Source organism: Thermoplasmata archaeon, from assembly GCA_036395115.1.
Lineage (GTDB): Archaea > Thermoplasmatota > Thermoplasmata > RBG-16-68-12 > RBG-16-68-12 > RBG-16-68-12.
Window position 1 is genome coordinate 38,853 of the sequence record DASWDU010000023.1, and the last position, 24,567, is coordinate 63,419.

Here is a 24,567-nt window from a genome sequence, read left to right on the forward strand (position 1 = left end):
CTCTCTCCTTCCGGCGGCTCGATGGCGTATAGGCTCGTCCTCCTCGCCGGAGACGGCGTGGGGCCCGAGGTGATGCGCGAGGGCGTCAAGATTCTCAAAGTCGTCGAAGGCGCGTACGGTCTCTCGTTCGATCTCGTCCCGTACCCGTGCGGCGGCCAGCACTACCTCGAGACGGGCGAGGAATGGCCCGACGGCGCGTTCGAGTCGTGCAAGGCCGCGGACGCGATCCTCCTCGGGGCCGTCGGGCTCCCGGAGGCCGTGCTGCCGAACGGCGAGATCGCGGGGATCGGGGTCGTCTTCGGATTGCGATTCGGCCTCGATCTTTACGCCAACGTTCGCCCGACGAAGCTCTACCCGAACGTCCGGCACAAGATCCACGACGGCTTCAAGCAGGTCTGGGAACCGGGCAAGGTCGATTTCTCGATTGTGCGGGAGAACACGGAGGGGCTCTACACGCCGACCCGAGGGTTCCTCGAACGCGGCGGCACGAGAGAGCTCGCGGTGGACAGCCGCGTCATCACGCGGAAGGGCGCGGAGCGCGTCATCCGCTTCGCCTTCGAGTTGTCAAAGCAGCGGGACGGCGCGCCGGCGGATCGGAAACGACGCGTGACGTGCGTCGACAAATCGAACGTGACCGCGGGTTGCAAACTGTTCCGCCAAGTCTACGACGAGGTCGCGGTCGGCTACCCGACGATCCAGAGGGACTACGCCTATATCGACGCGTTCCAGCAGTGGCTCATCCGGTCCCCGGAGGGCTACGACGTCGCCGTGACGTCGAACGTGTTCGGGGACATCGCGACAGACCTCGCGGCGGTCCTCCAAGGCGGCATGGGCATGGCCGCCGGAGGGAACATCGGCGACGCGCACGCGATGTTCGAGCCCATCCATGGGAGCGCGCCGAAGCACGCGGGGAAGGACGAGGTGAATCCGATCGCGATGATCCTGGCGGTCCAGATGATGCTCGACTGGCTCGGACGGCGCAAGGCGGACGGCACGATGCGAGAAGCCGCGGCCTCCGTCGAGAAGGCCGTCGCGACCGTCCTCAAGGAAGGCAAGACGCTCACCTACGACCTCGGCGGCGCCGCGAAGTGCAGCGAGGTCGGGACGGCCGTCGCGAGCGCCCTCTGGAAGCGTCCAAAGGGAGCGTAGGATGGCGGAACCGCTCGCGACCGAGTCCGCCTGGGCCGCCCTCGCGACGCCTGCGTTCCGCGCCCTATGGATTGCGGCGCTCGTCTCGAACCTCGGGACTTGGATCCAGGACGTCGGCGAGGTCTGGACGATGACTTCCCTCACGACCTCGCCCCTCTTGATCGCCCTCGTCGAGACGGCGACGACCTTGCCCGTGTTCGCCTTGGCGATCCCGGCGGGGGCGATCGCCGACGTCCTCGACCGGCGTCGGTTCCTCCTGGTCTCCCAGGGTTGGATGCTCGCCGTGGCCCTCGCGATGTTCGCCGTGGTGTCGGTGGGAGCGATGTCGACGACCCTCCTGCTCGTGTTGATCGCCCTCCTCGGGGTCGGCACCGCCCTGACCTTGCCGGCCTTGAGCGCGATCATCCCCGAGATCGTGCCCCGCTCGCAGTTGTCGAGCGCCGTCACGCTCAACGGGGTCACGGTCAACGTGGCCCGCGCCTTGGGCCCGGCGATCGGGGGGTTGCTCGTCGCCGTGGCCGGCCCGGCCGCGACGTTCGGGTTGAACTCCCTGTCGTTCGTCGGCATGATCGTCGTGCTCTTCGTCTGGCGGCGTCCGGTGTCCGGCGGGACGCTGCCCGCGGAGGACGTCGTGGGCGCGATGCGGGTCGGACTCCGCTACGTGCGCCACGCGCCCGCCATGCGGGCCGTCCTCGCCCGCGTGGCAGGCTTCGCGTTCCCCGCGAGCGCGATCTTCGCTCTCCTCCCGGTGCTCGCTCGGATCGAGATCGGTGTGGACGCGGCGCAGTACGGCGTGCTCCTCGGGAGCCTGGGGACCGGCGCAATCGCGGGTGCGGTCGGGCTGCCGCGCCTCGGCCGACTCCTCCCGATCGACCGTCTCGCGGTCGCGGGCGGGATCCTGTTCGCCGGCGTCTTGGGCGTCCTCGCCCTGACTCGAAACGTCATCGTCATCGGCGCCGCGGCCTTCCTCAGCGGCGTCGCGTGGATCGCCGTTCTGTCGACGTTCAACATCGCGGCCCAGACCGCGGCTCCCGCGTGGGTCCGCGCGCGCGCCTTGGCCGTCTACCTGCTCGTCTTCTTCGGAGGATATGCCCTCGGCGCGTTCGCATGGGGAGCCCTCGCGGCCCGCGTCGGCCTCTCGGGTGCGTTCGCCGCGGCCGGCGGGGTCCTCCTCCTCACGACCGCCGCATCCGCCCGCTACCGCCTGTCGCCGCACGCGGGTCTGGACCTCACCCCATCGCGTCACTGGCCCGAGCCGATCTTGCGAGGATACGGCCCGGAGGACGTCGAACGGCCCGCGAAGGTCACGGTGGAGTACCGAATCGATCCAAGCCGGACCGCCGAGTTCCTCGAAGCGATCCGAGACCAGCGGCGGATGCGCCTGCGGGACGGGGCGCTCCGCTGGGATCTCGCCGCCGACGCGGCGGAACCAGGTCGTTTCGTCGAAAGCTACGACATAGAGTCGTGGACCGAGCACCTGCGGCAGCACGAGCGGGTCACGGTCAGCGACCGCCAAGTGGAGGCGCGAGTCCAACGATTCCATGTCGGGCCGGAGGCGCCGACGGTCCGTCATTTCCTCGTCCACGCAGTCCCGTCGAAACGGCCCGAGTCGAAACGCCGCAAGGACTAGGCCCGGAAGGCGGAGCCCAAGCGCGACGTTGAGCCGCATCGGGCACGGTCCGTCTCGCTCGCCTCACCGCTCCCGCCACTGGTACAGCCGCCACGCCGCGACGAGCCCGATCGCCGTCGAGACGGCGAGGAGCGCCGCGTCGAGCGCGAGGTCTCCGGAGTCCGCGGATCCGAGCCCGAGGGCGCCTTGGACGAGCAACGCCGCATACGTCGCGGGCAGGAGGCGGGCGAGTTCCCGCCAGACCGGCGGGAGGATCGAGAGCGGGTAGTACAGGGGCGAGAGGATCCCGAGGAGCGTGAAGATCAGGTTCCCCACGGGCCACACCTCCCGCTGGCTTCGCAATCGACTTGAGACGGCGATCCCGATCGCGGAATACAAGATCCAGATGGTCAAGATGCACGCCGCCAAGACCAGCCATCCTACGAGGGTGACGTGGACGACCGTCGCGAGGAGTACACCGAGCACGATCAGCGCGGGCGCGGCGGGGATGAGATTCGAGAACGCGACCCCGAACAGGTACCGCAGCTTGTCGTGCGGTGAGGCGACGAAGATGTCCTGGAGCCGCAACTCGATCCGGAACACGGCGGAGTCGGAGAGGCACCAGCTCCCGATGTTCTGCGTCGAGAACAGCATCGCGCCGGCGACTTGCAGCGGGAAGTAACTGGCGGGCGCGATGAGGTGCAGGAAGTACAGGAAGAAGAACGGTTGAAGGAGCGGCACGATCGCGGCGGCCGGGCTGCGCCAGACCCAGCGCCAACCGATCCATGCCCACGCCGGCAGCACGCGACCTCGTTGCGGCAACCCCGGCCGGCCGACGTCCGTCGCCATCGTTACTTCTCCCGGGCCGTCCTTCGGGCCCAGACGATTCCGAACGCGAACAGCCCGAGCGCCTCGAGGAACAGCGCGCCGGCCGCGACGATTGACTCGCTCGTCGAGACGGTCTCGAGGCCCGCCGCCGCGTCGACGAGCACCGCGGCCGCGCTCGTCGGGAGGACCAACACGACGGACCGCCATTCGATCGGCACTCGTCCTAGCGGGTAGAACACCGGCGGGACGATGCCGAACAGGTTCGTCAGCAGGGCGGAGTACGGCCAGATCGTCTTCATGTCCTTGAAGAGCGTCGACACGACGTACCCGATCGTCGAGGAGACGGCCCATACGGCGATCAAGCAGGCACCGAGCACGAGCCCCGCGGCCGGGCTGAGCGGGTGGAGGACTTCCAAGATGACGACGAGGACGAGGCTCGGCGGGAGATACGCCACGAGCATCCCTCCGGCGATCCCGAGGAAGTATCCTTCCGGCGACAACGGGCTGGCGTGGTACAGCTCGTTCAGCTTGTGGTCGATGCGAATGTAGGCGGCCTCGTTGAGCACGCGCTGTCCGATCAGGAACATCGAATAGACGAGCGCGCCGATGACCGTCACGGGCAGGAGGCCCGGCGCCAGGACGGCGACGAACACGAGGAGCGCTCCCGGCGTCAGCGTCCCGGTGACGATCGCCAGCCACTCGTGCAGCTGGACGCGGATCTCGGTGGCGAGGAACATGCCGGACCCGGACCACTTCAGCCCGAACGCCATCGTCTCACTCCGCGTCGATCGAACGTCCGACGATCGTGAGGAACGCCTCCTCGAGGGTCACGGGTCCGACGGTCGCCGAGAGGCGGTTCCGCAGGGCGACGTCCATCACCTCGTGAATGCGTTCCGGTTCCGTGATTACGTGCAACGAGGACCCTTGATCGACGGTCTCCCCGAACGAAGTGAACAGGTCCCGGTGGTCCCCCCCGTTCTCGATCGACACGCGGAGGGTCCCGCCGATCTGCCGCTTCGCCCGGTCCGCGGTCCCCTCGAACAGGATCCGGCCCTCCTCGACGATGTACAGCCGCTCCGCAAGCGCCTCCGCCTCGTCGAGATAGTGCGTCGTGAGAAGGACCGTCGAGCCCTTCCGGGTCAGCTCCCGCAAGACGTCCCAGACCGCCCGCCGTGCGAACGGGTCGAGGCCGATCGTCGGCTCGTCGAGGAACATGAGGGGCGCCTCCGTCGCCATGACGGTCGCCACCATTGCCCGCTGTTTCTGTCCGCCGCTCAACGTGACGCTGAGGCGATCCGCGACTTCTTCCAGCCCCATCTTCGCAAGCGATTCTTCGGTGCGCGCCTGGGCGACCTCGCGGGAGAAGCCGCGGGCGCGGAGGTAGCAGTACACTTGTTCACGCGGCGTGAGATGGAAGAACGGCTTCCCCTCCTGGGGCACGACGGCGATGAGCGGCCGGACCCGCTCCGGGCTTTCGACGACGTCGTGCCCGAACGCTGTGACCGTCCCGGACGTCGGGATGAGGAGCGTCGACGCGATTCGCAGGAACGTCGTCTTGCCCGCGCCGTTCCGCCCCAGCAAGGCGATGCGCTCCCCTTTCCGGAAGGCGAGGGACACCCCTCGGAGCGCCTCGACGCCCGGTCCCCTCCGGCCGCGGTACACCTTCCGCACGTCCTGCGCGCGGAGGGCCTCCTCGGTCATGCGCCGGAGCAAGCCAGCGGTGCGTATAAAGCTAGATTCGCGCCGCGGTCCCGTCGATCACTGCTGGAAGCCGGGATGCTCGCCCTTCTCGAACATACCGAAGGCGGCCTGACGCTTCGCCTGTTTCTCGGACTCGCTCATCTTGACGACCATTGCGACGGACCAGATGTGGCCGAACGGGTCCTGGAGCTTGCCGTACCGCTCGCCCCAGAACTGGTTCTCAAGCGGCATCGTCGGCTTCGCGCCCGCATTGATCGCCTGATTCCAGAGCTTGTCGACGTCTTTCGAGTAGATGTGCATGTTCGATGTCGTCCCGCCCGCGGATGTCGGCGACTTCGTGTCGCTCCCGGGGAATTCGTCGGACATCATCACGAGCGAGTCACCGATTTTGATCGTCGCGTGCATCAGCGTGCCGTCCGGCATGGCTTGGCGCGTGACTTCTTTCGCGCCGAACGCCTTCTTGTAGAACTCGATTGCCCTTCCGGCTCCGTTGATTACCAGATACGGCGTCACGGTCCGCATCCCCGTCGGGACGGGAGCCGTTCGCGTCGCACGCGCCTTGCGCGCGGTCGTCTTCTTCCGTTGAGCAGTGCGCTTCGTCTTGCGGGCCGTGGAAATTTCCCCCGCGGCAGCAAGACGGAAGGGGCACTTAAGGATGTCTCACCTTCGGGCGTCGGGAGCGGTCACGGACCGAGCCACATGCCCATCAGGACCTCGTCGACGTATTCGTCGCGGATGCGCACGTGCCGCCGGCGGACGCCCTCCTCACCGAAGCCAAGCGACTCGTAGAGGCGCCGGGCGCGGACGTTCGTGGCGAAGACGGCGAGTTCGGCCTTGGCGAATCCGCGCGCCCGCATCCACTCGAGGATTCGCCCCATCATCTGTCGGCCGAGGCCCACTTCCCGCCAGCCGTCTTGGATCGCGATCCCGATCCCGCCGACGTGGCGATCCTTCGGAAAAATGCCCGCGTGACAATCCGCGGCCCCGATGACCTCGCCCCCGTCGACGGCGACGAAGAGGACATTTCGGGTCCCGTCGAACTCGCTGAGCCAGCGTCGCTCCGACTCGAGTTCCGGGACTTCCTCCACCATGATGTAGATTCCTTCCCGACCGATGCGGTTCACGTTCCGCATCGTGGACTTGGCGTCCTCCATCCTCGCGGGGCGCAGCACGACCGTGCGTCCGTCGCGGAGGGTGATCTCCTCCGCACGCAGCGGATCCGACATGCGTCTCACAGCGGGAACTTGTCGAGCATCTCGGGCCGACGCCGCTCCCCGGAGGCGAGGTACGCCTCCATCTGCTCCTTGAGCTGAGGCGTCAGCTCCGCGTACACGTCGGTGAAGAGGCTCTCGATTGGCGGAGGCGGGTGTCGCTCGACCTCTTTGATCGTCGTCTGCAGGAGGTCGTCGAGTTCCGCGCGGAGTTTGTCGTCGGCGTCGCGAGACCACAGGCCTTTCAGCTCGAGGTACTTCCGCATCCGCTCGATCGGGTCCCGCTGCCCCCAGGACTCGACCTCGTCCTTTGGGCGATAGCGGGTCGGGTCGTCGCTGGAGGAGTGCGGCCCCATGCGGTACGTGACCGCCTCGATCATCGTCGGCCCTCCGCCTGCGCGCGCCTTGTCGACGGCGGCCTTCGTGGCTGAGTAAACCGCAAGGACGTCGTTCCCGTCGACGCGGACGCCCTCGAAGCCGTACGCCTGGGCCTTCTGCGCGAGTGTCTTCGCGGCGGTCTGCCGGGAGAGCGGCACGGAGATCGCCCACTGGTTGTTCTTGCAGAAGAAAATCGTCGGCGTCTTGAAGACGCCCGCGAAATTCATGGCCGCGTGGAAATCGCCCTCGCTCGTGGCGCCGTCCCCGAAGAACGTCAGCGTGACGACGTCGTCCTTGCGGATCTTCGCGGCCCAGGCCGCGCCGACCGCCTGCGGGATCTGCGTGCCGACCGGGCTCGACACGGTCACGAGGTTCACCTCGCGCGAGCCGATGTGGCTCGGCATCTGGCGGCCCTTCTGCGCGTCCTTCGCGTTGCCGTACGCCTGGGCGATCAGCAATTCGAGCGGGAAGCCCCGCCAGAGGGCGCCGCCCGGCTCGCGGTACGCGGGGAAGACCCAGTCCCGCTTCTCGAGGGCCATCGCGCTCCCGATCTGGCACGCTTCCTCGCCCGTGCTCGGGACGTAGAAGCCGATCCGGCCCTGCCGCTGGAGGGACAGCATCCGGTTGTCGAGCACGCGGACGAGGACGAGGGCGCGGTACGCCTGCTTCAGGAGATCCGGAGGGAGCTTCGGCTCCAGCTTCGAATCGTACGTGCCGTCGAGGTCGATGATCCGGAGGAGCGTCTCTTCGGCGATCGCCCTCACCCCACCCGGTCCCGGTTGCGCTCCCGAATCACCCGCTCCAAGAAGAATTCACCGGCCCGATACGACGACCGGACGAGCGGGCCCGCGGCGACGTACGCGAAGCCCATTGACTCGCCGATGTCGCGCAGCTCGTTGAAGGTCTCCGGGGGCACGTATTCGTGCACGACAAGGTGCCAATCGCTCGGCCGGAGATATTGACCGAGAGTCAGGATGTCGACGTCGTTCGCGCGCAGGTCGCGCATCGTCCGTAGGACCTCGTCGCGCGTCTCCCCGAGGCCGAGCATGATCGACGATTTCGTGAAGAGGTCGGACCGCATCGCCTTCGCGCCGCGGAGCACCTTCAGGCTCTGGGCGTAGTTCGACCGTCGGTCCCGCACGGTCGCCTGGAGGCGCTCGACCGTCTCGACGTTGTGGTCGAGGACGTCCACGCCCGCGTCGACGACGGTCCGCACGGCACCCAGGTCGCCTTGGAAGTCCGGGACGAGCGCCTCGACGAGCATGTCCGGACGGCGGGCCTTGATCTCCCGCACGGTCTGAGCGAAGTGTCCCGCGCCGCCATCCGCGAGGTCGTCTCGGTCCACGGACGTCAGCACGACGTACGAGAGATCCATCTCCGCGAGGGCCATCGCGACCTTCCGCGGTTCGTCGATGTCGAGGACGCCGTGCGGGTTGCCCGACTTGACGGCGCAGAAGCGGCAACCGCGGGTGCACGTGTCGCCCATGAGCATGATCGTGGCGGTCCCTCCGCCCCAGCATTCCCAGACGTTCGGGCAATGGGCTTCCTCGCACACCGTGTGGAGGTCCAAGGATCGGAACAGGGTCTTCAGGTGAACGTATTGCTCGCCCGACGGAGGGCGGACCCGGAGCCATTCGGGCTTCGGTTCTCGAATCATCAGTAGCGAGTACGAAGGCGTCTCGCGTTTATGTAGATAGCCCAAGAGTCAGCGGCATTTGCGGGCGCAGGCCTGAACTGCAGTCGAGCGGAGCTATCGTGGGGAATGCCACCACAACAGCCATGGCGTCGCATGGGCGTCAGGATGATAATGGAGGCGCGTTCGGAATCAGTCCACTCCGTCGAGTATGTCCAACCTCGATGGGAATTCCTCCTCCGTAAGGGAGGGAACCTGGGATTCGCAATCCTTCTCTTCACGCTTGCGATTGGCATCATCGTGATTCCGTCCGAGACTGGGGACCGCCGCGTTGTCGCCTTCATTTTCGGCCCCGTGCTGATCGCGTTCAGTGGATTGATTGTGTATCAATGGTTGTTCGTGAAGCCGTACCGGTTGTTCGGCGATGGAATCCAGTATTCCTTCAGGGGGGTCCAGTTCTGGCCTTACTCGGACATCCGCGATGCGCAACTCCTCACCGGACGACGCGGCAGGCCCGCGTTCCTTTTTGTGACTCACAGGGATGGAACGAAGATAGTCGTCGGGCGCCAGTTCTGGACGAAGAACGTCACGTTCAAGTCGCATGAGTTCGACCGGGTCGCAACCCTGGTCCAGCGAAACGTCGAACGCAAGGGCGCTCGCCCCGCCGTGCCTTGGTCAGCAGAGGCATGGGCTGCCGTCGAGCCCCTCTTCCTACGGGGCGGTCTAGTTGCCCAGATGGAAAAGCGTGCCCAAGCCGAGGGTGTGCCAATCATCGATGCCGCGTTCGTCTCGCGCGCAATTTCCGCTGACAAGGGCCTCCGGCGCGCATTTGCGATCTCTCTTGTGACGACGGAAGCCGAGAAGCAGCGGAAGCAGAAGCGCGCGATCTAGCCAAACCGGAATTCGACGCCGTACGAGCCGCGCGGATAGTTCCAGTGGATCGCGTTCTTGCCGATGTGCTTGCAGACGATCGCGCACGCACCGAGTTCGATGCAGCCCTCCGTGTTGTACACGAGCTCGCCCTTGTCGAGGCGGTAGACCTTCGACGGACACACGTAGAGGCAGGGCTTCGTGTCGCACGTTCGGCAGACGTCCGTGTCGACCGTGATGAAGGGCTCTTCGTCGAACTCGAACCGGTCGAGTCCGACCCGTTCGTCCACGGGCAGAATCTTCGAGGCCTCCGGCTTCGGGGACTCGGGCATGTGTCCGACGTCGAAAAGCGGGGCACGGGTAATAAGGATTGGTAACTCAGGGCGCCACGTTATCAGGGAGGGCAATTGAGGAGAAACATTCTATAGCGGTCCTTCGGAATCGCGAGCCCCGCGACCTTCCGTCGTCCGTGTAGGATTTGCCTTCATGCCGCAGAGCGATCAGGACGCCCCAACGATCGATCCAAAACGCGATTTGTCCGCGATTGGCACGACGCTCGCTCGCAAACTGCTCGCCGTCGCCCTCACGCCCGATCCGGAGACGGGAATCCTCCTCCTCTCCGGCCAGTCGTGCCTCATCGTTCGACCCGATGTCATCATGAACATTCAGAAGCAACTCGAGCAGACGATGGGCAGTTCGTCGAAGGGGATCATGTACCTGTCCGGCGAACGGAGTGCGGGGGCGGGACTGAACCCGCTGGCATCGATTGAATCCGAATCCAAGGGGGCGTTCAACTTCGATCGAGCGCGGCGGATCATCGAAGCTTCCGCCTTCCTTGGCTGGGGCCGCGCGGCGATTCGTTTGTTCGACCCGGACGCCGGCCGTTTCGTCATCTCGATCAAGAACAGCCCGCTCGCCCGTTCGTACGGTCCGTCGAAGAAGCCCGTGTGCCACTTCCTCGCGGGCTGGCTCGCCGGGTTGGGCCGCATCCTGCTGTCGAAGGAGCTCCTCTGCGAAGAGACGGTGTGTGCATCGCAGGGACCGGATCACTGCGAGTTCGACCTCCGTCCGATGCCGCTGCGATGAGCCCCGGAAAGACTTTTACCTGCTCCGCTTTTCTGCAGCGGGAAGCGGGACATCGTGGAGCGTTTTGACGCCGTCGTGGTGGGGGCCGGGCCCGCGGGCTCTGCGGCCGCGCTGACGCTCGCGCGGAAGGGATTCTCGACGCTCCTCGTGGAGCGAGGGCGCTCGCCGGGGGTCAAGGGGATGTTCGGCGGTCGCATCTACGCGTGGGCGCTCCAGGACCTCGTGCCGGGCTGGGAGAAAGACTGCCCCGTCGAGCGACGCGTCGTGCAGGAGAACCTGGCGTTTCTCTCCGGGGACGCGTCGCTCACGATCACGCTGGATGCGCCGCGGTTGGCCCACGGCCGCGGGGCGAGCTTCACCGCGCTCCGCGCGAAGTTCGACGCCTGGCTGGCGAAGAAAGCCGAGGAGGCCGGCGCGACGCTCGTCACGGGCATCCGGGTCGACGACCTATGGCGGGAGGACGGCCGCGTAAAGGGCGTCTTCGTCGCGCCGAACGACCGCGTCGGCGCGGACCTCGTCGTGATCGCCGAGGGCGCGACGTCGGTCCTGGTGCGGAAAGCGGGCCTGAAGGCCGACCTCGAACCCCGCGAGGTGTCGGTCGGCGTCAAGGAGACGGTCGAGTTGCCGGCGGAGACGATCCAGGAGCGGTTCGGCGTCGGCGACGCCGAGGGCGCCGCCTACGTGTTCGCGGGGGAGGCGTCGATGGGGCTCCGCGGCGGCGGCTTCCTGTACACGAACAAGGCGTCCGTTTCCCTCGGACTCGTCGTCTCCTCCGAGGACCTCTCCCGCAAGAAGGTCGAGATCGAGGAGCTCCAGACGAAGTTCCGGATGCATCCCGCCGTCCAGCGGCTGATCAAGGGCGGCAAGGTCGCCGAGTACAGCGCGCACCTCGTGCCGGAGCTCGGGGCGGGGATGATGCCTCGCCTGGCGGCGGACGGCGTCCTCGTGGCGGGCGACGCGGCGGGCTTCCTGATCAACAACGGATACACGTTCCGCGGGGTCGACCTCGCGATCGCCTCCGGCATGGCGGTCGGCGAGGCGGCGGAGACCGCTCGCGCGGCGGGCGGCATGACCGCCGGAAACCTCGCACCGTACGAATTGTTCCTCCGGTCGCGGAACGTGCTGACGGATCTCGAGCGGTTCCGGCGCGCACCGTTGTACATGAAGAACGAACGGCTCTTCGAACTCTACCCTCGGATGCTCCTCGAGATCGCGCAGCGGCTCTACACCGTGGACGGAAGCGGCAAGGAACGCCTCATGGAGATCGTCCTCGAGGAAGCCTCCGCCGCCCGCGTCTCGAAATGGAAGCTGTTGCTGGACTTCCTCCAGGGGGCCCGATCGATGTGACCGATGCCGGCGCGAAGGCGCTTTCCCGGATCGTCGTGTGCATCAAGCAGGTCCCCAAGGCGCAGGAGCTCCAGGTGGATCCCGTCACCCAGACGCTCAAGCGCGTGGGCGTGCCGAGCGAGATCAACCCGCCGGACGCGAACGCGCTCGAGATCGCGTTGCAGCTGAAAGACCGCCACGGCGCGGAGGTCGTCGTTCTCTCGATGGGGCCGACGTCGTTCGACGAGAGCCTCGAACGCGCGGTCGCGATGGGCGCGGACCGATCCGTCCTGCTCACGGACCGGATCCTCGGCGGCTCGGACACGGTCCCGACCGCGTATGCGCTGAGCGAGACGATCCGAAAGATCGGCGGGTACGACCTCATCCTCTGCGGCGAGGAGACGACGGACGCCTCGACGGGCCATGTCGGTCCGGGGATCGCAGGCCATCTCGACATGCCGCAACTCACGTACGTCTCGGAGGTCCAAGTTGTCGACGGGAAGGTGCGCGCGCGGCGCACCGCGGAGGACGGCACCGAGTGGTGGGAGACGTCCATGCCGTGCCTGGCCACGGTGAACTTCGGTTGCAACAAGCCACGAGAGCCTTCCCTCACCGGCAAGATCCGCGTGAAGCGCGGCGGCGTGATCGCGCACTGGTCGTGCGCCGACGTCGGGATCGACCCGAAGAAGGTCGGCCTGCTCAACTCGCCGACGATCGTCGCGAAGGTCGACACGGTGAAACTCCCGCCCCGGGCGGGAAAGCTCTTTAGGGGCGACCCGAGGGACGCCGTCCAGCGGCTCCTCGCGGCCCTCGTGGCAGACCGGGTGATTTCGACGTGACGGATGCCCACGTCCTGGAGGACAAGTCCCACTTCCGCGGCGTCTGGGTGTTCCTTGAGCATCGGAAGCACGGCCTCCGCGACGTCTCCGTCCAGCTGATCGGCGAAGGCCGTCGACTCGCGGACCTCCGCCGCGCCGCCTTGACGGGCGTCCTGTTCGGACGCGACGTGGACGCGCTCGCCGGACATGCGATCGGCTACGGCCTCGACCGCGTGATCGTCGTGGACCACCCGCTCCTCGAGATCTACCGATCGCGGCCCTACGCGCAGGTCATGGCCCAGTTGATCCGGCGGCACAAGCCGGAGGTCGTCCTCTACGGCGCCTCGAAGAACGGCCGGGACCTCGGCGGCCGCTTGCACGCAATCCTGGAGACGGGCCTCGCGGCGGACTGCGTGAGGTTCGACGTCGACGCCGACGGGAACCTCGACATGATCCGACCGAGCTTCGGTGGGAAGTCGCTCGCGCACATCCTATGCAAGAAGCACCGCCCGCAGATGGCGTCCGTGCGCCGCAACGTGTTCATCGCGCCGCCGCACGACCCGGCGCGGCAGGGCGAGGTCGTCCACGAGCCGGCGGATCTCTCGGAGGACGACGAAGATGTGACGCTCCTCGAGTTCAAGGAGTTCACGAAGGAAGGCGGCCTCCGGCCGGAGGAAGCGGCCATCGTCGTGAGCGGTGGCTACGGCCTCCGCGACCCGAAGAACTTCGCGATGCTCCAAGAACTCGCGGACCTCCTCGGCGGGACGGTCGCCGCATCCCGGAAGGCCGTGGACAGCGGGTGGGTCCCGAAGATGTTGCAGGTCGGGCAGACCGGCATGACGGTCCGACCGAAGCTCTACATCGCCGTCGGGATCAGCGGGGCCGTCCAGCACCTCGCGGGCATGCAGGAATCCGAGAAGATCCTCGTGATCAACCTCGACCCGAAGGCGCCGCTCTTCGAGATTGCGGACTACGGGATCGTCGGCGATCTGTTCGACGTCGTGCCGGAGATGATCCGACAGCTCCGGGCCCTCAAGGCCGGCGGCGCGTCCCCGGCGGCGGTTCCGGCAGCAACTCGGTGACGTTCACGCGCCGCAGCGCGACGCCGAAGACGGCCTGGAAGTGCGCGATCACGGACGCCTTGACGTCCTCCAGCTCGACCGGATGCCCGAGGACCCGCTCCATCGAGGTCATGATGCCGCCCTCGTGCCCGCACGGACGGATCTTGAGGAACTGCCGGAGGTCGGTCGTCACGTTGTGCGCGAAGCCGTGGAACGTCACATTCCGATGCACGGCGAGCCCGATCGATGCGATCTTCTTGCCGCCGACCCACACGCCGCGCTCGGGTCCGGCGCGCGTCGCATCGATCCCGAAGTCCGCGCACGTGCGCAGGAGGACCTCCTCGAGGTCCGTCACGAGCCGCTTGACCTCGAGCCGGTCCGGGAGCTTGAGGATCGGATAGCCGACGAGTTGGCCCGGGCCATGATACGTCGCTTCGCCGCCCCGCTCGACCTCGACGACTTCGAGACCTGGGTCGAGGACGTCATCGCGCGCCCCGCGCCGCCCGAGCGTCGCGACCGGATCGTGCTCGACGAAGATCAGGCCATCGGGGATCTTGTCCGCCGCCCGACGGTCCACGAGCGCCTTCTGGAGGTCCCAGACCTCCCGGTACGGCCGTCGCCCGAGGTCGAGGAGCCACGCATCCCGCGCGATGAGGATCGCCTTCTCGCCCTCTTCCGTGGTGAGCATGGTCTCAGCGGTTCAGGACGTGGATCGCCTGCCCGAGTGCCGCCTCGGCGCTCTCCATGATCCCCTCCGGCAAGGTCGGGTGCGGATGGACCGTGAGCGCGATGTCCGTGATCGTCGCGCCCATCTCGATCGCGAGGGCGAGCTCACTGATGAGATCGCTCGCGTCCGGCCCGACGATCGTCGCGCCGAGGAAGATCTTCGAGTCCGCGTCGGCTACCAGCTTCACGAATCCGTCGGATTCGCCCGTGGTGAGCGCGCGACCGATCGCCGCGAACGGGACCTTCCCGATGCGCACCTTGCGCCCTTTCGCCGCCGCGTCCGCCTCCTGCATCCCGACCGTGGCGATCTCGGGGTCCGTGAAGATGGCGGCGGGCATCGCGCGGTAGTCGACCTCGACGGGATGGCCCGCGATGACCTCGGCGGCGATGAGCCCTTCCTTCGTCGCTTTGTGCGCGAGGAACGGCGGCCCGATCACGTCGCCGATCGCGAAGACGTGCGGATTCGACGTCCGGAGCTGCGAATCGACGGCGATGTACCCGCGCGGCCCGAGGGTTACGCCCGCGCGGTCCGCACCGAGGCCGTCCGTGTTCGGACGACGGCCCACCGTCATGAGGACGACGTCCGCGCGGCGCGCGAGCAGCCCCTCGGGCGACACGACGTCGACGACCCGTTGGCCCTTATCCTCCCGCCAACCCCGGGCTTGGGACTTCACGTGGATTTCGACCCCGAGCTTCCGCAGGTTTCGCTCGACGACGCGCACGGCCTCGAGGTCGGTCCCGGGGAGGAGCTGCTCCATGATCTCGACGACGACGACGCGGCTCCCGAGCTTCGCGTAGAACGTCCCGATCTCGAGCCCGGAGATGCCTCCGCCGATGATCGCGAGGTTCTTCGGGACCTCGGTCAGCTCGAGCGCCTCTTTCGTGCCGATGACCCGCCGGCCGTCGAACTGGAAGGCGGGCAGGTCGGACGGCCGTCCCCCGGTCGCGATGATCGCGTCGTCGAACGTGATCTCATCGGGGGCGGCCCCCGCGATCCGGAGGGCGTTCGGGCCGGTGAACGCGGCGGTGCCCGTGACGACATCGACCCGGTTCGCCTTGCAGAGCTGGCCGATCCCGTTCACGAGTCGTTGGACGACGGAGGCCTTCCACGCCTGCAAGCGCGCCATGTCCACCTTGACCGGTCCCGTCTCGACCCCTCGCTCGGACGCCGCCTCGATCGCGTGGACGAGGTTCCCGGTGTGGATCAGCGCCTTCGAAGGGATGCATCCGTAGTTCAGGCACTCCCCGCCGAGACGGTCGCGTTCGACGAGGAGGACCTGCTTGCCGAGCTGCGCCGCCCGGATCGCCGCCGGGTAGCCGCCGGGGCCGCCGCCGATCACGACGAGCGGGACGTGCCGAGGCATCGGCCGCACAAAAGGGCCCCGGGCCCATATGCCTTTGTGTGCGCCATCTCCTGAAAAGGGGACCGTGGCGTCGCCGGCTCACGGCGCTCCCGGAGGGGGCGGCCCAGTCGGCGGCATCTCCGCAGGCGGAATCGCCGCCGGCGGGACGGCCGTTGGCTTGCGACGGCGACGCACCAAGAGCGCCGCGACGACGACCGCGACCGCCGCGATGAGCACGATGCCGAAGTACGGCGCCCTCAAGAAGAAGTCCGCGATCGGATTCGGCGCCCGTGCGGCGAGGGAGTATGTATCTTTCGTGTCCGCGATGTGCCGCTCGGCGTCCGCCGGCGGTGTGTTCTTGAGTTCGAAGAACGAGACGCCGGGCGCGAGCTCGCATACGAACCCGACGATGAACCCGTCGTCCGGACTGTAGACGTAGCTGCAGGGCGAAGTGAAGAGGCCGCCACCCCCGACCGGGGTCTCGGAGATCAGGTAGACCGTGTGCAAGTTGCCGTCGGCGAGGGTCATCTTCGTCTCCCTTGCATGGAGGCGGAAGGCGACGGGCACGGTGATGTCGTGGATCTCGCCGTCTTTCAGGTACGGGGTCGCCACCAGCATGATCGTGATGTCCTCGAGGACGATCGGGAACCCGTCGAGGCCGGTGACCGTGAAGCCGCTCATCGTCAACGATCGATTGAGCGAATCGAGGAGCTGTGCCTCCTCCTCCGGAGAGAGGCCGACGACATCGATTGTCCCGGCGATGTGGCCTCCGAGCGTCGCGTTCGAGAACGCGTACCAGGTCTCGTTGTCCACGATCGGGAAGTCGAAGAAGTCGAGCGCCGGCGTGTACGCCATGCGGAGGTCCGTCGTGATGTCCTCCGTGGTCGTGGTCTGACCGCTCTCGTAGGTGACCGTCGTCGTGCAGGCGGTGAAGTTGAAGTCAACGCGGGGCGCGTTGTACATCGTGGACGTCGTGCGGTAGTCGACGGAAGTGTTCGTCCGCGACGCGCGCTCCGCGAAGTCGGAGATGTTCCACGTCGAGGTGCCCGACGACGTCGCGAGGTAGTCGACCTGCATCTCGAAGGAAGTCGTCGCGGTCGTCGTCGGAGGGATCGCAGGCACGCAGTACCCGGAGCTCGTGTCCCCGGGGTACGTGCCGGCCATCGGGGACTGGAGGGACGTTACGTTCGCGACGTAATGGGCTTTCGCCCCGGCCGCGGCGTCCATCTGGATCGTGTACGTGTCGGTCGTCTTGTCGACGACTTTCGTCGTGGTCCAGATGTCGGATGTGCCGGTGAAGTCCAGCTCATTGATCGTGAAGTTGTCGTCCGCCGCATCGTATGCGCGCAGTTGAGCTAGGAACGGAGCCGCCACCGCGCCGAGGTCGGTAGTCGCGCCGTATCCGACCGCGTCGCCGACCTCATGCACCGGGACCGGCGCGTCGGCCGCCGCGTGGGCGGGAACGAGAAGGAGGCCCGTGACGCTCGCGACGGCGACGATGAACGTCAGGACACGCAGAGACATGTTCCCCCCGGAACCGCTCGCATAGGCCCGTCTCGGGCCTTAAGGCTATCGTCGGAGTTCCGAGTGCGCTTCGGTGCGCTACCCGAGCCCGACGAACAGCAGCGCCGGATGCTCCAGGGCGCTTCGCACGGATTGCACGAACGCCGCGCCGACGTGCCCGTCGATCACGCGATGGTCGAACGAGCAGGAGAGGTACATCATGTCCCGGATCACGATCTGGTCGTCCCGCACAACGGGCCGCTTCTCGATCTTGTGGATCCCGAGGATCGCCACCTCGGGCCAGTTGATGATCGGCGTCGCGAGGATGCCGCCTTCCTTGCCGAGGGACGTGATCGTGAACGTCGAGCCCTGGACGTCCTGGAGGGAGAGCTTCTTGTCCCTTGCGGCGGTCGAGAGCCGATCGACCTCCTTCGCGAGGTCCCAGAGATCCTTCTTGTCCGCGTCGTGGACCACGGTCACCGTGAGGCCCTCGTCCGTGGCCGTGGCGACCCCGATGTTGTAGTACCTCTTGACGACGATCTCGCCCCGTTCGTCGTCGACGGACGCGTTGAGCCTCGGGGACTCCGTGAGCCCCACGAGGATCGCCTTGATGAAGAACGGCAGGAACGTGAGCTTGGTTCCCTTGCGCTCGGCGGCCTCCTTCAGGTGGTCCCGGAGGCGGACGAGCTGCGACATGTCGACTTCCTCGACATAGGTGAAAGGCGCGGCGGTCGCGTTCGATTTCGCCATCCTCTCGAAGATCCGCTTCCGCAGGCCGTGGATCGGGATTCGCTCTTCCGCGCCGGTCGGCGCGGCCACCGCCACCGTGGGCTTCGGCGGCATCGCAGGTCCTTTCGTCGTCCGGCGGATGTCGTCCTCCGTGATCCGGCCTTGCGGCCCGCTCCCTCGGACCGAGGCCAGCTCGACGTTCAGCTCCCTCGCGAGTCGACGGACCGCGGGCGCCGCGAGGACCTCTCCCGATACCGGCGGCGGAGGCGGGGGTGGGGCCGTCTTGCCGGGGGCGGCGGGCGCCGCCGGTCCGGCCGGCGCGGCGGGAGACGACGCCGGCACCGCCTCTCCCGCTTCCCCGAAGACGACGAGCGTCGCGCCGACCCTCACGACCTCGCCTTCCTTCGCCCGCAGCTGCAGGATCTTGCCCGTGACGGGTGAGGGGATCTGCACCGTCACCTTGTCCGTCATCACCTCGACGATCGGGTCGTTCTCCTTGACGGCGTCCCCTTCTTTCACGAACCACTTGACGACCTCGCCCTCGTGGACGCCCTCCCCGATGTCGGGGAGCTTGAACTCCCGGGCCATCTCGGTCGCCAAGACCCGAAGGCGACTTAACGCTTTGCCCCTGCGGCGGAATGCGAACCGTTTTATGGCCTCCAACCAATCTATGTCCGGGGAGGAGTGGGCCGTGGAGGAGTGGCACAGACCGGTGGGCGTGATTTGTGCCCGGCGCTCCGCGCCGGAAGTTTTCCCGTCCTGCTCCTCCTTTCCATGAGGAGGACCGATTTTGGCTCGTCCGGTTGGAATTACGATCTTGGGTGCGCTCGTCGTGCTGGCCGCGTTCGTCATGGTCATGATCGGCATCGCCGGCTTCATCGTGGGACTCACGGGTCTGATCCCGGGATCGCCGATCCCCGGGACCTCGTTGCTCCTAAACGGTCTCCTGTATGTGGTCATCGGAATCGTATTAGGCGTCGCGGGCTACGGACTCCTGGGCCTCCGCCCGTGGGCATGGGGACTCGCCCTCCTTGCCGCGCTCGTGACCCTCGTCTACCTGGGTTACAACGTGTGGCGGGATTCGAACGCCGGCGAAAGTATCACGCTGACGGCCATCGTCACGCTCGTGATCGTCGGGGCGGTCCTTGTGTACTTGCTGAGCGTCGCGAAGGCGTTCCGCGCCCCGGAGCCGATCTGAACCGGCTCCCTCGCCGCGTCCGCGGTCAGAAGGCCATGACCTTGTCGATCGCCGCGAGCACGCGGTCCGCGTTCGGCATGTAGACGTCCTCGAGCGCATACGGGAACGGCGTGTCGAATCCGCACACGCGGACGATGGGGCCGCGTAGGTACTCGATCGCTTTCTCGGCGAGGATCGCGCTGATCTCGCCGCCGTACCCGCCGGTCCGCGGCGCCTCGTACACGATCACGGCGCGCCCGGTCTTCTTCACGCTCCCCAGGAGGGTCGGCTCGTCGAGGGGCACGAGCGTGCGCACGTCGATCACCTCCGCCTCGACGCCTTTCTCGGCCGCCTTCGTCGCGGCCTCGAGGCAGACCTGCGCCATGTAGCCGTACGCGATGAGCGTGACGTCCTTACCGGCGCGGCGCACGGCCGCCTGGCCGAGGGGCACGGTGACCTCGCCCTCCGGGACGTCCTCGCGGAACGCGCGGTAGAGTTTCTTCGGCTCGAGGAACATCACGGGGTCGGGATCGCGGATCGACGACGTCAGGAGGCCCTTGGCCTCGAGGGGCGTCGATGGGGTGACGACCTTGAGCCCGGCCGTGTGACAGAAGTACGCCTCGCTCGACTGGCTGTGGTAATGCCCGCCGCGGATGCCGCCGCCGTACGGCGTGCGGATCGTCATCGGCACGGTGTACTGGCCGCCGGAGCGGTATCGCATCTTCGCGGCCTCGGAGACGATCTGGTCGAACCCGGAGTAGATGAAGTCCATGAACTGGATCTCGGGCACCGGCCGGAGGCCGTAGAGCGCCATGCCGATCGAGGTGCCGATGATGCCTGCCTCCGAGAGCGGCGTGTCGAACACCCGCTCCGGGAACTCATCGAGGAGGCCTTCCGTGCACCGGAAGACGCCCCCGTTGCGGCCGACGTCCTCGCCGAGCACGACGACCCGATCGTCGCGTCGCATCTCCTCGCGCAGCGCGTTGTTGATCGCCTGGACCATCGTCATCGCGGGCATCGCTCACGACCTCGTCGCGTAGTACTCGGAATAGGGATCCTCGCTCGCCGCCGCGCCGGGCAGCCGGCCGAGCATCTCCGGATCGTCCTTGAACGGCCGCAAGTCCGGGTCCTCATCGAGGCTCGCCTTGTAGTCCGGTTGGAGTTCCACCGCTTTCGCGAAGTGCTCGATCGCCTTGGACTTGTCGCCCATCCGCGCGGCGATGCGGGCGAGGTTGTAGTGCGCGCTCGCGCGGGTCGGCTCCAGCTTGACGGCGTGGAGGAACGCCTCGAGGGCGCCCTCGATGTCGCCCGCGTGGAAGAGATCGTAGCCCAAGCTGTTCCACCCCTGCGGGTTCCCCGGGTCCGCGTCGCACAGCATGCGGTCGATCCGCGCCGCCTCGAGGTACTCGCCCTCCGCGCCGAGGCACGCGGCCGCGAGCGCGCAGACGTTCGCATCGACGTCTTTGCGTTGGAGCAGGGGCCGGACGATCGCGAGAGCCTCCCGGGGCCGGCCTTGCTTGAACAGCTCGTGGGCACGCATGATGCCGGAGCTCGAGGACGGCGGGGGAGCAGGTGCGGCGGGTCCCTTCTTCGCCAGCGTCTCACCCCCGCGGCGACGCCGTCAGGGCGTCCCGTTGCTCGCGCAGCCGTGACGGCATGTCCGCATACACGTCGGAGAAGAGGCTCTCCAGCGGCGGGGGCGGCACGCGCTCCGTCTCTTGGACCGCCCGCGTGATCTCGTCCCCGATTTCCTGCTCGAGGCGTGCCTCCCGTCCCTCGTCCCACCGGCCCGCCCGTTCGAGGTACCTCCGGAAGCGGGCGATCGGATCCCGCGCCCGCCAGGCGGCGACCTCCGCCTCGTCGCGGTACCTCGACGGGTCGTCGCTCGACGAGTGGGGGCCAAGGCGGTACGTGACCGCTTCGACCAAGGTGGGGCCCCGTCCCGACCGGGCGGCGTCCGCGGCGTCGCGGGTCGCGCGGTACACGGCGAGCGCGTCCATGCCGTCGACGCGGACGCCATCGAAGCCGTACGCCTGGGCTTTCTGCGCCAGGGTCGCCGAGGCGGTCTGCTTCGCCACGGGGACGGAAATCGCCCATTGGTTGTTGTTGCACAGGAAGACGGTCGGCGTGCGGAAGACGCCGGCGAAGTTCATCGCGGCGTGGAAGTCCGACGTGCTCGTCGCCCCGTCGCCGAAGAACACGAGCGCTGCGGCGCGGTCGCCGCGCAGCTTCATCGCCCACCCGATGCCGACCGCGTGCGGGATCTGCGTGCCGACGGGCGAGGAGATCGAGAGGTAATTCCCCTTCCGGTAGACGTAGTGGCAGGGCATCTGCCGGCCTTGCACCGGATCGCGCGCATTCCCCATGAGCTGACACAGAAGCTCCGTCAGGGGCATTCCGCGGACGAGCGCCGCGCCGGGCTCCCGGTACTGCGGCACGATCCAGTCGTCCGGAGACATCGCGAGCGCCGCGCCGACGATCGCCGCCTCCTGGCCGAGCGAGGGCCCGTAGAACCCGATTCGGCCCTGGCGCTGCAAGGCGAGCATGCGGTTGTCGAGGATCCGTTGGAGCATCATCCCCCGGTACATGCGGACCGCCTCCGCCTCCGGGAGTTTCGGGTCGAGACGGGGGTCCGTCGACCCATCGTCCTGGATGACGCGGAGCGCATCGACCACGGTGTTCCTCGCACCCCCGGGGGGCGGGAAAAACAAGACGGCTCGTGCCGCCTTAAGCCTTCCGACCGGAGGCCGGAGGAATCTCTAAATCGTTCGCGGCGTTGTCCGCGCGGTGATTTGTGGACGTCGGCCGGCGGACGTACGGCTACCTTGCAATCGTCCTTGCGGCGGTCCTGTTCGGCGTCTGGCCGAGCCTGTCGAAGCTCGTCCTGAATGAGGTCCACCACCCGCTCGTCATCGCGTTCCTGGTCCAGCTCATCCCTGGGATCGCGCTCTCGCCAGCGCTCCGGGGCGTCCGGATCCGCCGACCGGACTGGCGGCTCCTCCTCTTCGGAGCCCTCGTCGGGTCCGTCGCCGGGCCGATCGTCTACTTCTATGGCCTCGACCGGACGACCGCGGCGAACTCCATCCTCCTGTCGAACAGCGAGTCCCTCTTCACGATCGTGCTCGCGTACGCCGTCCTGGGGGAACGCGCCACGCGACGCGAATACGTCGCGCTCGCCGGCATCGCGGTCGGCGCGTTCCTCGTGACGACCCAATTGCGTCTCGGCGACGTCCGATTCCTGGAGTTCCTCATCGGCAACGCGATGCTCGTGGCCGCCGCGGCGTGCTGGGGCGTGAGCAACACCGTGAGCACGATCCTCCTCCGTCGGGTCAAGATCGTCCCGCTCCTCGCGACCCAGCTGCTCGTCGCCGCCGCCGTGCTCGCGCCGATCGTTCTGGTCGCCGGCGCGCCCCTCACGATCCCGCTCCCCATCGTGCCGATCCTCGTCCTCCTCTCCCTGAGCGCCGGCGGCATGTTCTCCGTGCTCTTCTTCTACGCGTTCCGCACGATCGGCGCGATGCGCACGGGAGCCGTCCTCCCGACGTCCGCGCTCTGGGGCATCCTCCTCGCCATCTACCTCTTCCCGAGCGAGACGTTGAGCGGGGTGCAGATCGTCGGCGGCGCCCTGATGCTCCTCGCCCTCGTGGCGTTCTACGTCCTGCGCGGTCCCTCGGAGGCCGAAGGCGAAACGTTGAAACCGGCCGCGTCGGATGGTCCCGATTCACCGTGACCCCGACGACCTCGGACGAGACGCCGTTCGCCCGCCTCGCGGAACTGGCCCGGAAGCTCGAGGCGACGCCGAAGCGGCTGGAGAAGCGCGCGCTGCTGGCGGAATTCCTCCGGTCGCTCCGGAGGGACGAGGTCGCGCCCGCGGTCCACCTGATCGTCGGCCGGATCTTCGCGGAGTCGGATGCGCGCGCGCTGAACGTCGGCTGGGCGACGCTCAAGAAGGCGATGGCCGGGGCGAAACAGGCGACGCTGAATCCGCAGCCGCTCACGATCCTCGACGTCTCCCGCGCCTTCGCGCAAGTCGCGGAGGCCCACGGGCCCGATTCGGTGAGGACCCGCCGGCGGATCCTCGGGTCCCTCCTCGGCCGCGCCTCCGAGGACGAACGGCACGTCCTCCTGAAGAACGTCTTCGGCGAGATGCGGATCGGGGTGAATGAGGGCGTCATGCTCGACGGGATCGCGGACGCCTCCGGGGTCCCTGCGGACGTCGTGCGGACCGCGCACATGTTCCTCGGCGACCTCGGCCTCGTCGCGGAGATCGCGCGGTTCGAGGGGGCCGACGGCCTGCGGTCCCGAGGCCTGCGCCTCCTGGCCCCGATGAAGCCCATGCTCGCGGAGATGGCGGTAGACCTCGACGACGTCCTGAAGGAGCACGGCGGCGCCACGGCGATCGAGTACAAGCTGGACGGCGCGCGAATCCAGATCCACCGCCGGGGCGACGCCGTCCGAATCTTCAGCCGCAGACTGAGCGACGTGACGAACAGCCTCCCCGAGATCGTCGCAATCGCCCGCTCCTTCCTGGCCAGGGAGTTCCTCCTGGAGGGCGAGGTGGTCGCGATCGACCACGCGGGCAAGCCGCTCCCGTTCCAGGACCTCATGCGCCGCTTCCGGCGCGTGCACGAGATCGCCGCGGCTGCGGAAGAAATCCCGTTGCGGCTCTACCTCTTCGACCTGCTCCACGTCGACGGGCGGACCCTGATTGACGAGCCGTACCGCGTGCGGTGGGAGCTCCTCGAACGCCTCGTGCCCGCCCAATATCTCACGGCCCGCCGAGTCGCACGGTCGAAGGACGAGGTGGAGTCGTTCCTGAGAGAGGCGCTCGAGGCGGGCCACGAGGGGCTCATGGCGAAGCACCTCGAATCGACGTATTCCGTCGGAAAGCGCGGGAAGAAGTGGTTCAAGATCAAGCCCGCGGACCGCCTCGACATGGCGATCGTCGCGGCGGAGTGGGGGAGCGGTCAGCGGGAAGGCTGGCTCTCGAACTACTGGCTCGCCGTCCGGGATGAGAGGACGGGCGCGTTCCAGATGATCGGCAAGACGTTCAAGGGCCTAACCGACGCGGAGTTCGACGCGATGACGGATCGCCTGCGCAAGCTCGCGACATCGGAGGAGCGGTGGGGGTTCCACGTGCGGCCGGAGGTCGTCGTCGAGGTCGCGTACAACGAGATTCAGCGGAGCCCGCACTATCCGAGCGGGTTCGCGCTGCGCTTCGCGCGGATCGTGCGCATCCGGGACGACAAGGGGCCCGACGAGGTCGACACGTACGCGCGTCTGAAAGAATTGTACGGGAAGCAGTTCGAGCGGAAAGGCCGAGGGCCCGAGGAACCGTAGCCGCCCGAGTAGTTTCACCCACCCCACCGGAACGGGCTTGGGCCCGCAGACGATATACCTCTACTTAGAGGTATGAACG

25 protein-coding genes are annotated in these 24,567 nt (G+C 67.6%); 10 read left to right on the plus strand and 15 right to left on the minus strand.

The features are described 5' to 3' along the window. Nucleotides 1-21 precede the first annotated feature (21 nt). Both VF992_05610 and VF992_05615 read left to right on the plus strand, forming a co-directional pair. Complete coding sequence (locus VF992_05610) at nt 22-1,149, plus strand: isocitrate/isopropylmalate dehydrogenase family protein (GenBank protein HEX9340632.1); 1,128 nt, start codon at nt 22-24, stop codon at nt 1,147-1,149. Nucleotide 1,150: 1 nt separating this feature from the next. After that, complete coding sequence (locus VF992_05615) at nt 1,151-2,779, plus strand: MFS transporter (GenBank protein ID HEX9340633.1); 1,629 nt, start codon at nt 1,151-1,153, stop codon at nt 2,777-2,779. Nucleotides 2,780-2,842: 63 nt separating this feature from the next. On the opposite strand, the gene VF992_05620 is transcribed toward VF992_05615, so the two are convergent. The 7 genes from VF992_05620 to lipA all read right to left on the minus strand — a co-directional run bounded on the left by VF992_05620 (nt 2,843) and on the right by lipA (nt 8,533). Further along, a complete protein-coding gene (locus VF992_05620) occupies nt 2,843-3,607 on the minus strand; it encodes an ABC transporter permease (protein ID HEX9340634.1) in 765 nt (254 codons plus the stop codon). A gap of 2 nt (nt 3,608-3,609) precedes the next feature. Next, nucleotides 3,610-4,356: a hypothetical protein gene (locus tag VF992_05625; protein HEX9340635.1), complete on the minus strand. Its 747-nt coding sequence runs from the start codon at nt 4,354-4,356 to the stop codon at nt 3,610-3,612. Nucleotides 4,357-4,360: 4 nt separating this feature from the next. Next, a complete protein-coding gene (locus VF992_05630; GenBank protein ID HEX9340636.1) occupies nt 4,361-5,287 on the minus strand; it encodes an ABC transporter ATP-binding protein in 927 nt (308 codons plus the stop codon). A gap of 57 nt (nt 5,288-5,344) precedes the next feature. Continuing rightward, nucleotides 5,345-5,809 carry a VOC family protein gene (locus VF992_05635; GenBank protein ID HEX9340637.1) on the minus strand — a complete coding sequence of 155 codons (465 nt, stop codon included), beginning with the start codon at nt 5,807-5,809 and terminating at the stop codon, nt 5,345-5,347. A gap of 161 nt (nt 5,810-5,970) precedes the next feature. After that, nucleotides 5,971-6,513 carry a GNAT family N-acetyltransferase gene (locus VF992_05640; GenBank protein HEX9340638.1) on the minus strand — a complete coding sequence of 181 codons (543 nt, stop codon included), beginning with the start codon at nt 6,511-6,513 and terminating at the stop codon, nt 5,971-5,973. Nucleotides 6,514-6,518: 5 nt separating this feature from the next. After that, entirely contained in the window at nt 6,519-7,640 is a 1,122-nt protein-coding gene (gene pdhA / locus VF992_05645) for a pyruvate dehydrogenase (acetyl-transferring) E1 component subunit alpha (protein ID HEX9340639.1), read from the minus strand. Next, nucleotides 7,637-8,533, minus strand: coding sequence for a lipoyl synthase (gene lipA, locus VF992_05650; GenBank protein HEX9340640.1), 897 nt, complete (start codon nt 8,531-8,533; stop codon nt 7,637-7,639). Before lipA ends, pdhA (VF992_05645) begins: the two co-directional genes overlap by 4 nt. Nucleotides 8,534-8,809: 276 nt before the next feature. On the opposite strand from lipA, the gene VF992_05655 reads away from it, so the two are divergent. Next, nucleotides 8,810-9,400, plus strand: coding sequence for a hypothetical protein (locus tag VF992_05655; GenBank protein ID HEX9340641.1), 591 nt, complete (start codon nt 8,810-8,812; stop codon nt 9,398-9,400). Here VF992_05655 and VF992_05660 read toward each other — a convergent pair. Continuing rightward, nucleotides 9,397-9,711 (minus strand): 4Fe-4S dicluster domain-containing protein, encoded by a 315-nt coding sequence (locus VF992_05660; GenBank protein HEX9340642.1) that lies wholly within the window; start codon nt 9,709-9,711, stop codon nt 9,397-9,399. The two genes, VF992_05655 and VF992_05660, sit on opposite strands and share 4 nt — an antisense overlap. Before the next feature lie 154 nt (nt 9,712-9,865). On the opposite strand from VF992_05660, the gene VF992_05665 reads away from it, so the two are divergent. Genes VF992_05665 through VF992_05680 form a run of 4 tightly spaced genes read left to right on the plus strand, consistent with a single transcriptional unit; the run spans nt 9,866 to nt 13,691 of the window. Next, nucleotides 9,866-10,465, plus strand: a complete 600-nt coding sequence (locus VF992_05665; GenBank protein ID HEX9340643.1) for a 4-vinyl reductase — start codon at nt 9,866-9,868, stop codon at nt 10,463-10,465. A gap of 54 nt (nt 10,466-10,519) precedes the next feature. After that, nucleotides 10,520-11,812 carry an FAD-dependent oxidoreductase gene (locus VF992_05670; protein ID HEX9340644.1) on the plus strand — a complete coding sequence of 431 codons (1,293 nt, stop codon included), beginning with the start codon at nt 10,520-10,522 and terminating at the stop codon, nt 11,810-11,812. Beyond that, nucleotides 11,809-12,630 carry an electron transfer flavoprotein subunit beta/FixA family protein gene (locus VF992_05675; protein HEX9340645.1) on the plus strand — a complete coding sequence of 274 codons (822 nt, stop codon included), beginning with the start codon at nt 11,809-11,811 and terminating at the stop codon, nt 12,628-12,630. Before VF992_05670 ends, VF992_05675 begins: the two co-directional genes overlap by 4 nt. Further along, nucleotides 12,627-13,691, plus strand: a complete 1,065-nt coding sequence (locus VF992_05680) for an electron transfer flavoprotein subunit alpha/FixB family protein (GenBank protein HEX9340646.1) — start codon at nt 12,627-12,629, stop codon at nt 13,689-13,691. The genes VF992_05675 and VF992_05680 overlap by 4 nt, the downstream gene beginning before the upstream one ends. Here VF992_05680 and lipB read toward each other — a convergent pair. From lipB to VF992_05700, 4 genes are all read right to left on the minus strand, one after another. Then, nucleotides 13,642-14,358, minus strand: a complete 717-nt coding sequence (lipB, locus tag VF992_05685) for a lipoyl(octanoyl) transferase LipB (GenBank protein ID HEX9340647.1) — start codon at nt 14,356-14,358, stop codon at nt 13,642-13,644. The genes VF992_05680 and lipB overlap by 50 nt on opposite strands. A gap of 4 nt (nt 14,359-14,362) precedes the next feature. Then, nucleotides 14,363-15,760: a dihydrolipoyl dehydrogenase gene (gene lpdA, locus VF992_05690; GenBank protein HEX9340648.1), complete on the minus strand. Its 1,398-nt coding sequence runs from the start codon at nt 15,758-15,760 to the stop codon at nt 14,363-14,365. Between the two features lie 78 nt (nt 15,761-15,838). Further along, on the minus strand, nt 15,839-17,263 hold the full coding sequence (locus VF992_05695) for a hypothetical protein (protein HEX9340649.1): 1,425 nt from the start codon (nt 17,261-17,263) through the stop codon (nt 15,839-15,841). Between the two features lie 78 nt (nt 17,264-17,341). Beyond that, nucleotides 17,342-18,559, minus strand: a complete 1,218-nt coding sequence (locus VF992_05700) for a dihydrolipoamide acetyltransferase family protein (protein ID HEX9340650.1) — start codon at nt 18,557-18,559, stop codon at nt 17,342-17,344. Nucleotides 18,560-18,788: 229 nt separating this feature from the next. Between VF992_05700 and VF992_05705 the strand changes: the two genes are divergently transcribed. Next, on the plus strand, nt 18,789-19,169 hold the full coding sequence (locus tag VF992_05705) for a hypothetical protein (GenBank protein HEX9340651.1): 381 nt from the start codon (nt 18,789-18,791) through the stop codon (nt 19,167-19,169). Between the two features lie 25 nt (nt 19,170-19,194). Here the strand turns inward: VF992_05705 and VF992_05710 are convergent, their stop codons facing one another. From VF992_05710 to pdhA (VF992_05720), 3 genes are all read right to left on the minus strand, one after another. Next, nucleotides 19,195-20,166: an alpha-ketoacid dehydrogenase subunit beta gene (locus VF992_05710; protein ID HEX9340652.1), complete on the minus strand. Its 972-nt coding sequence runs from the start codon at nt 20,164-20,166 to the stop codon at nt 19,195-19,197. A gap of 3 nt (nt 20,167-20,169) precedes the next feature. Further along, a complete protein-coding gene (locus VF992_05715) occupies nt 20,170-20,688 on the minus strand; it encodes a tetratricopeptide repeat protein (protein ID HEX9340653.1) in 519 nt (172 codons plus the stop codon). 61 nt (nt 20,689-20,749) lie between these two features. After that, the gene (gene pdhA, locus VF992_05720) at nt 20,750-21,823 is read right to left on the minus strand and encodes a pyruvate dehydrogenase (acetyl-transferring) E1 component subunit alpha (protein ID HEX9340654.1); all 1,074 of its coding nucleotides are present in this window, start codon (nt 21,821-21,823) and stop codon (nt 20,750-20,752) included. A gap of 119 nt (nt 21,824-21,942) precedes the next feature. Between pdhA (VF992_05720) and VF992_05725 the strand changes: the two genes are divergently transcribed. Both VF992_05725 and VF992_05730 read left to right on the plus strand, forming a co-directional pair. Beyond that, entirely contained in the window at nt 21,943-22,878 is a 936-nt protein-coding gene (locus VF992_05725) for a DMT family transporter (GenBank protein ID HEX9340655.1), read from the plus strand. Further along, nucleotides 22,875-24,488, plus strand: coding sequence for an ATP-dependent DNA ligase (locus VF992_05730; protein HEX9340656.1), 1,614 nt, complete (start codon nt 22,875-22,877; stop codon nt 24,486-24,488). Before VF992_05725 ends, VF992_05730 begins: the two co-directional genes overlap by 4 nt. Nucleotides 24,489-24,567 lie beyond the last annotated feature (79 nt).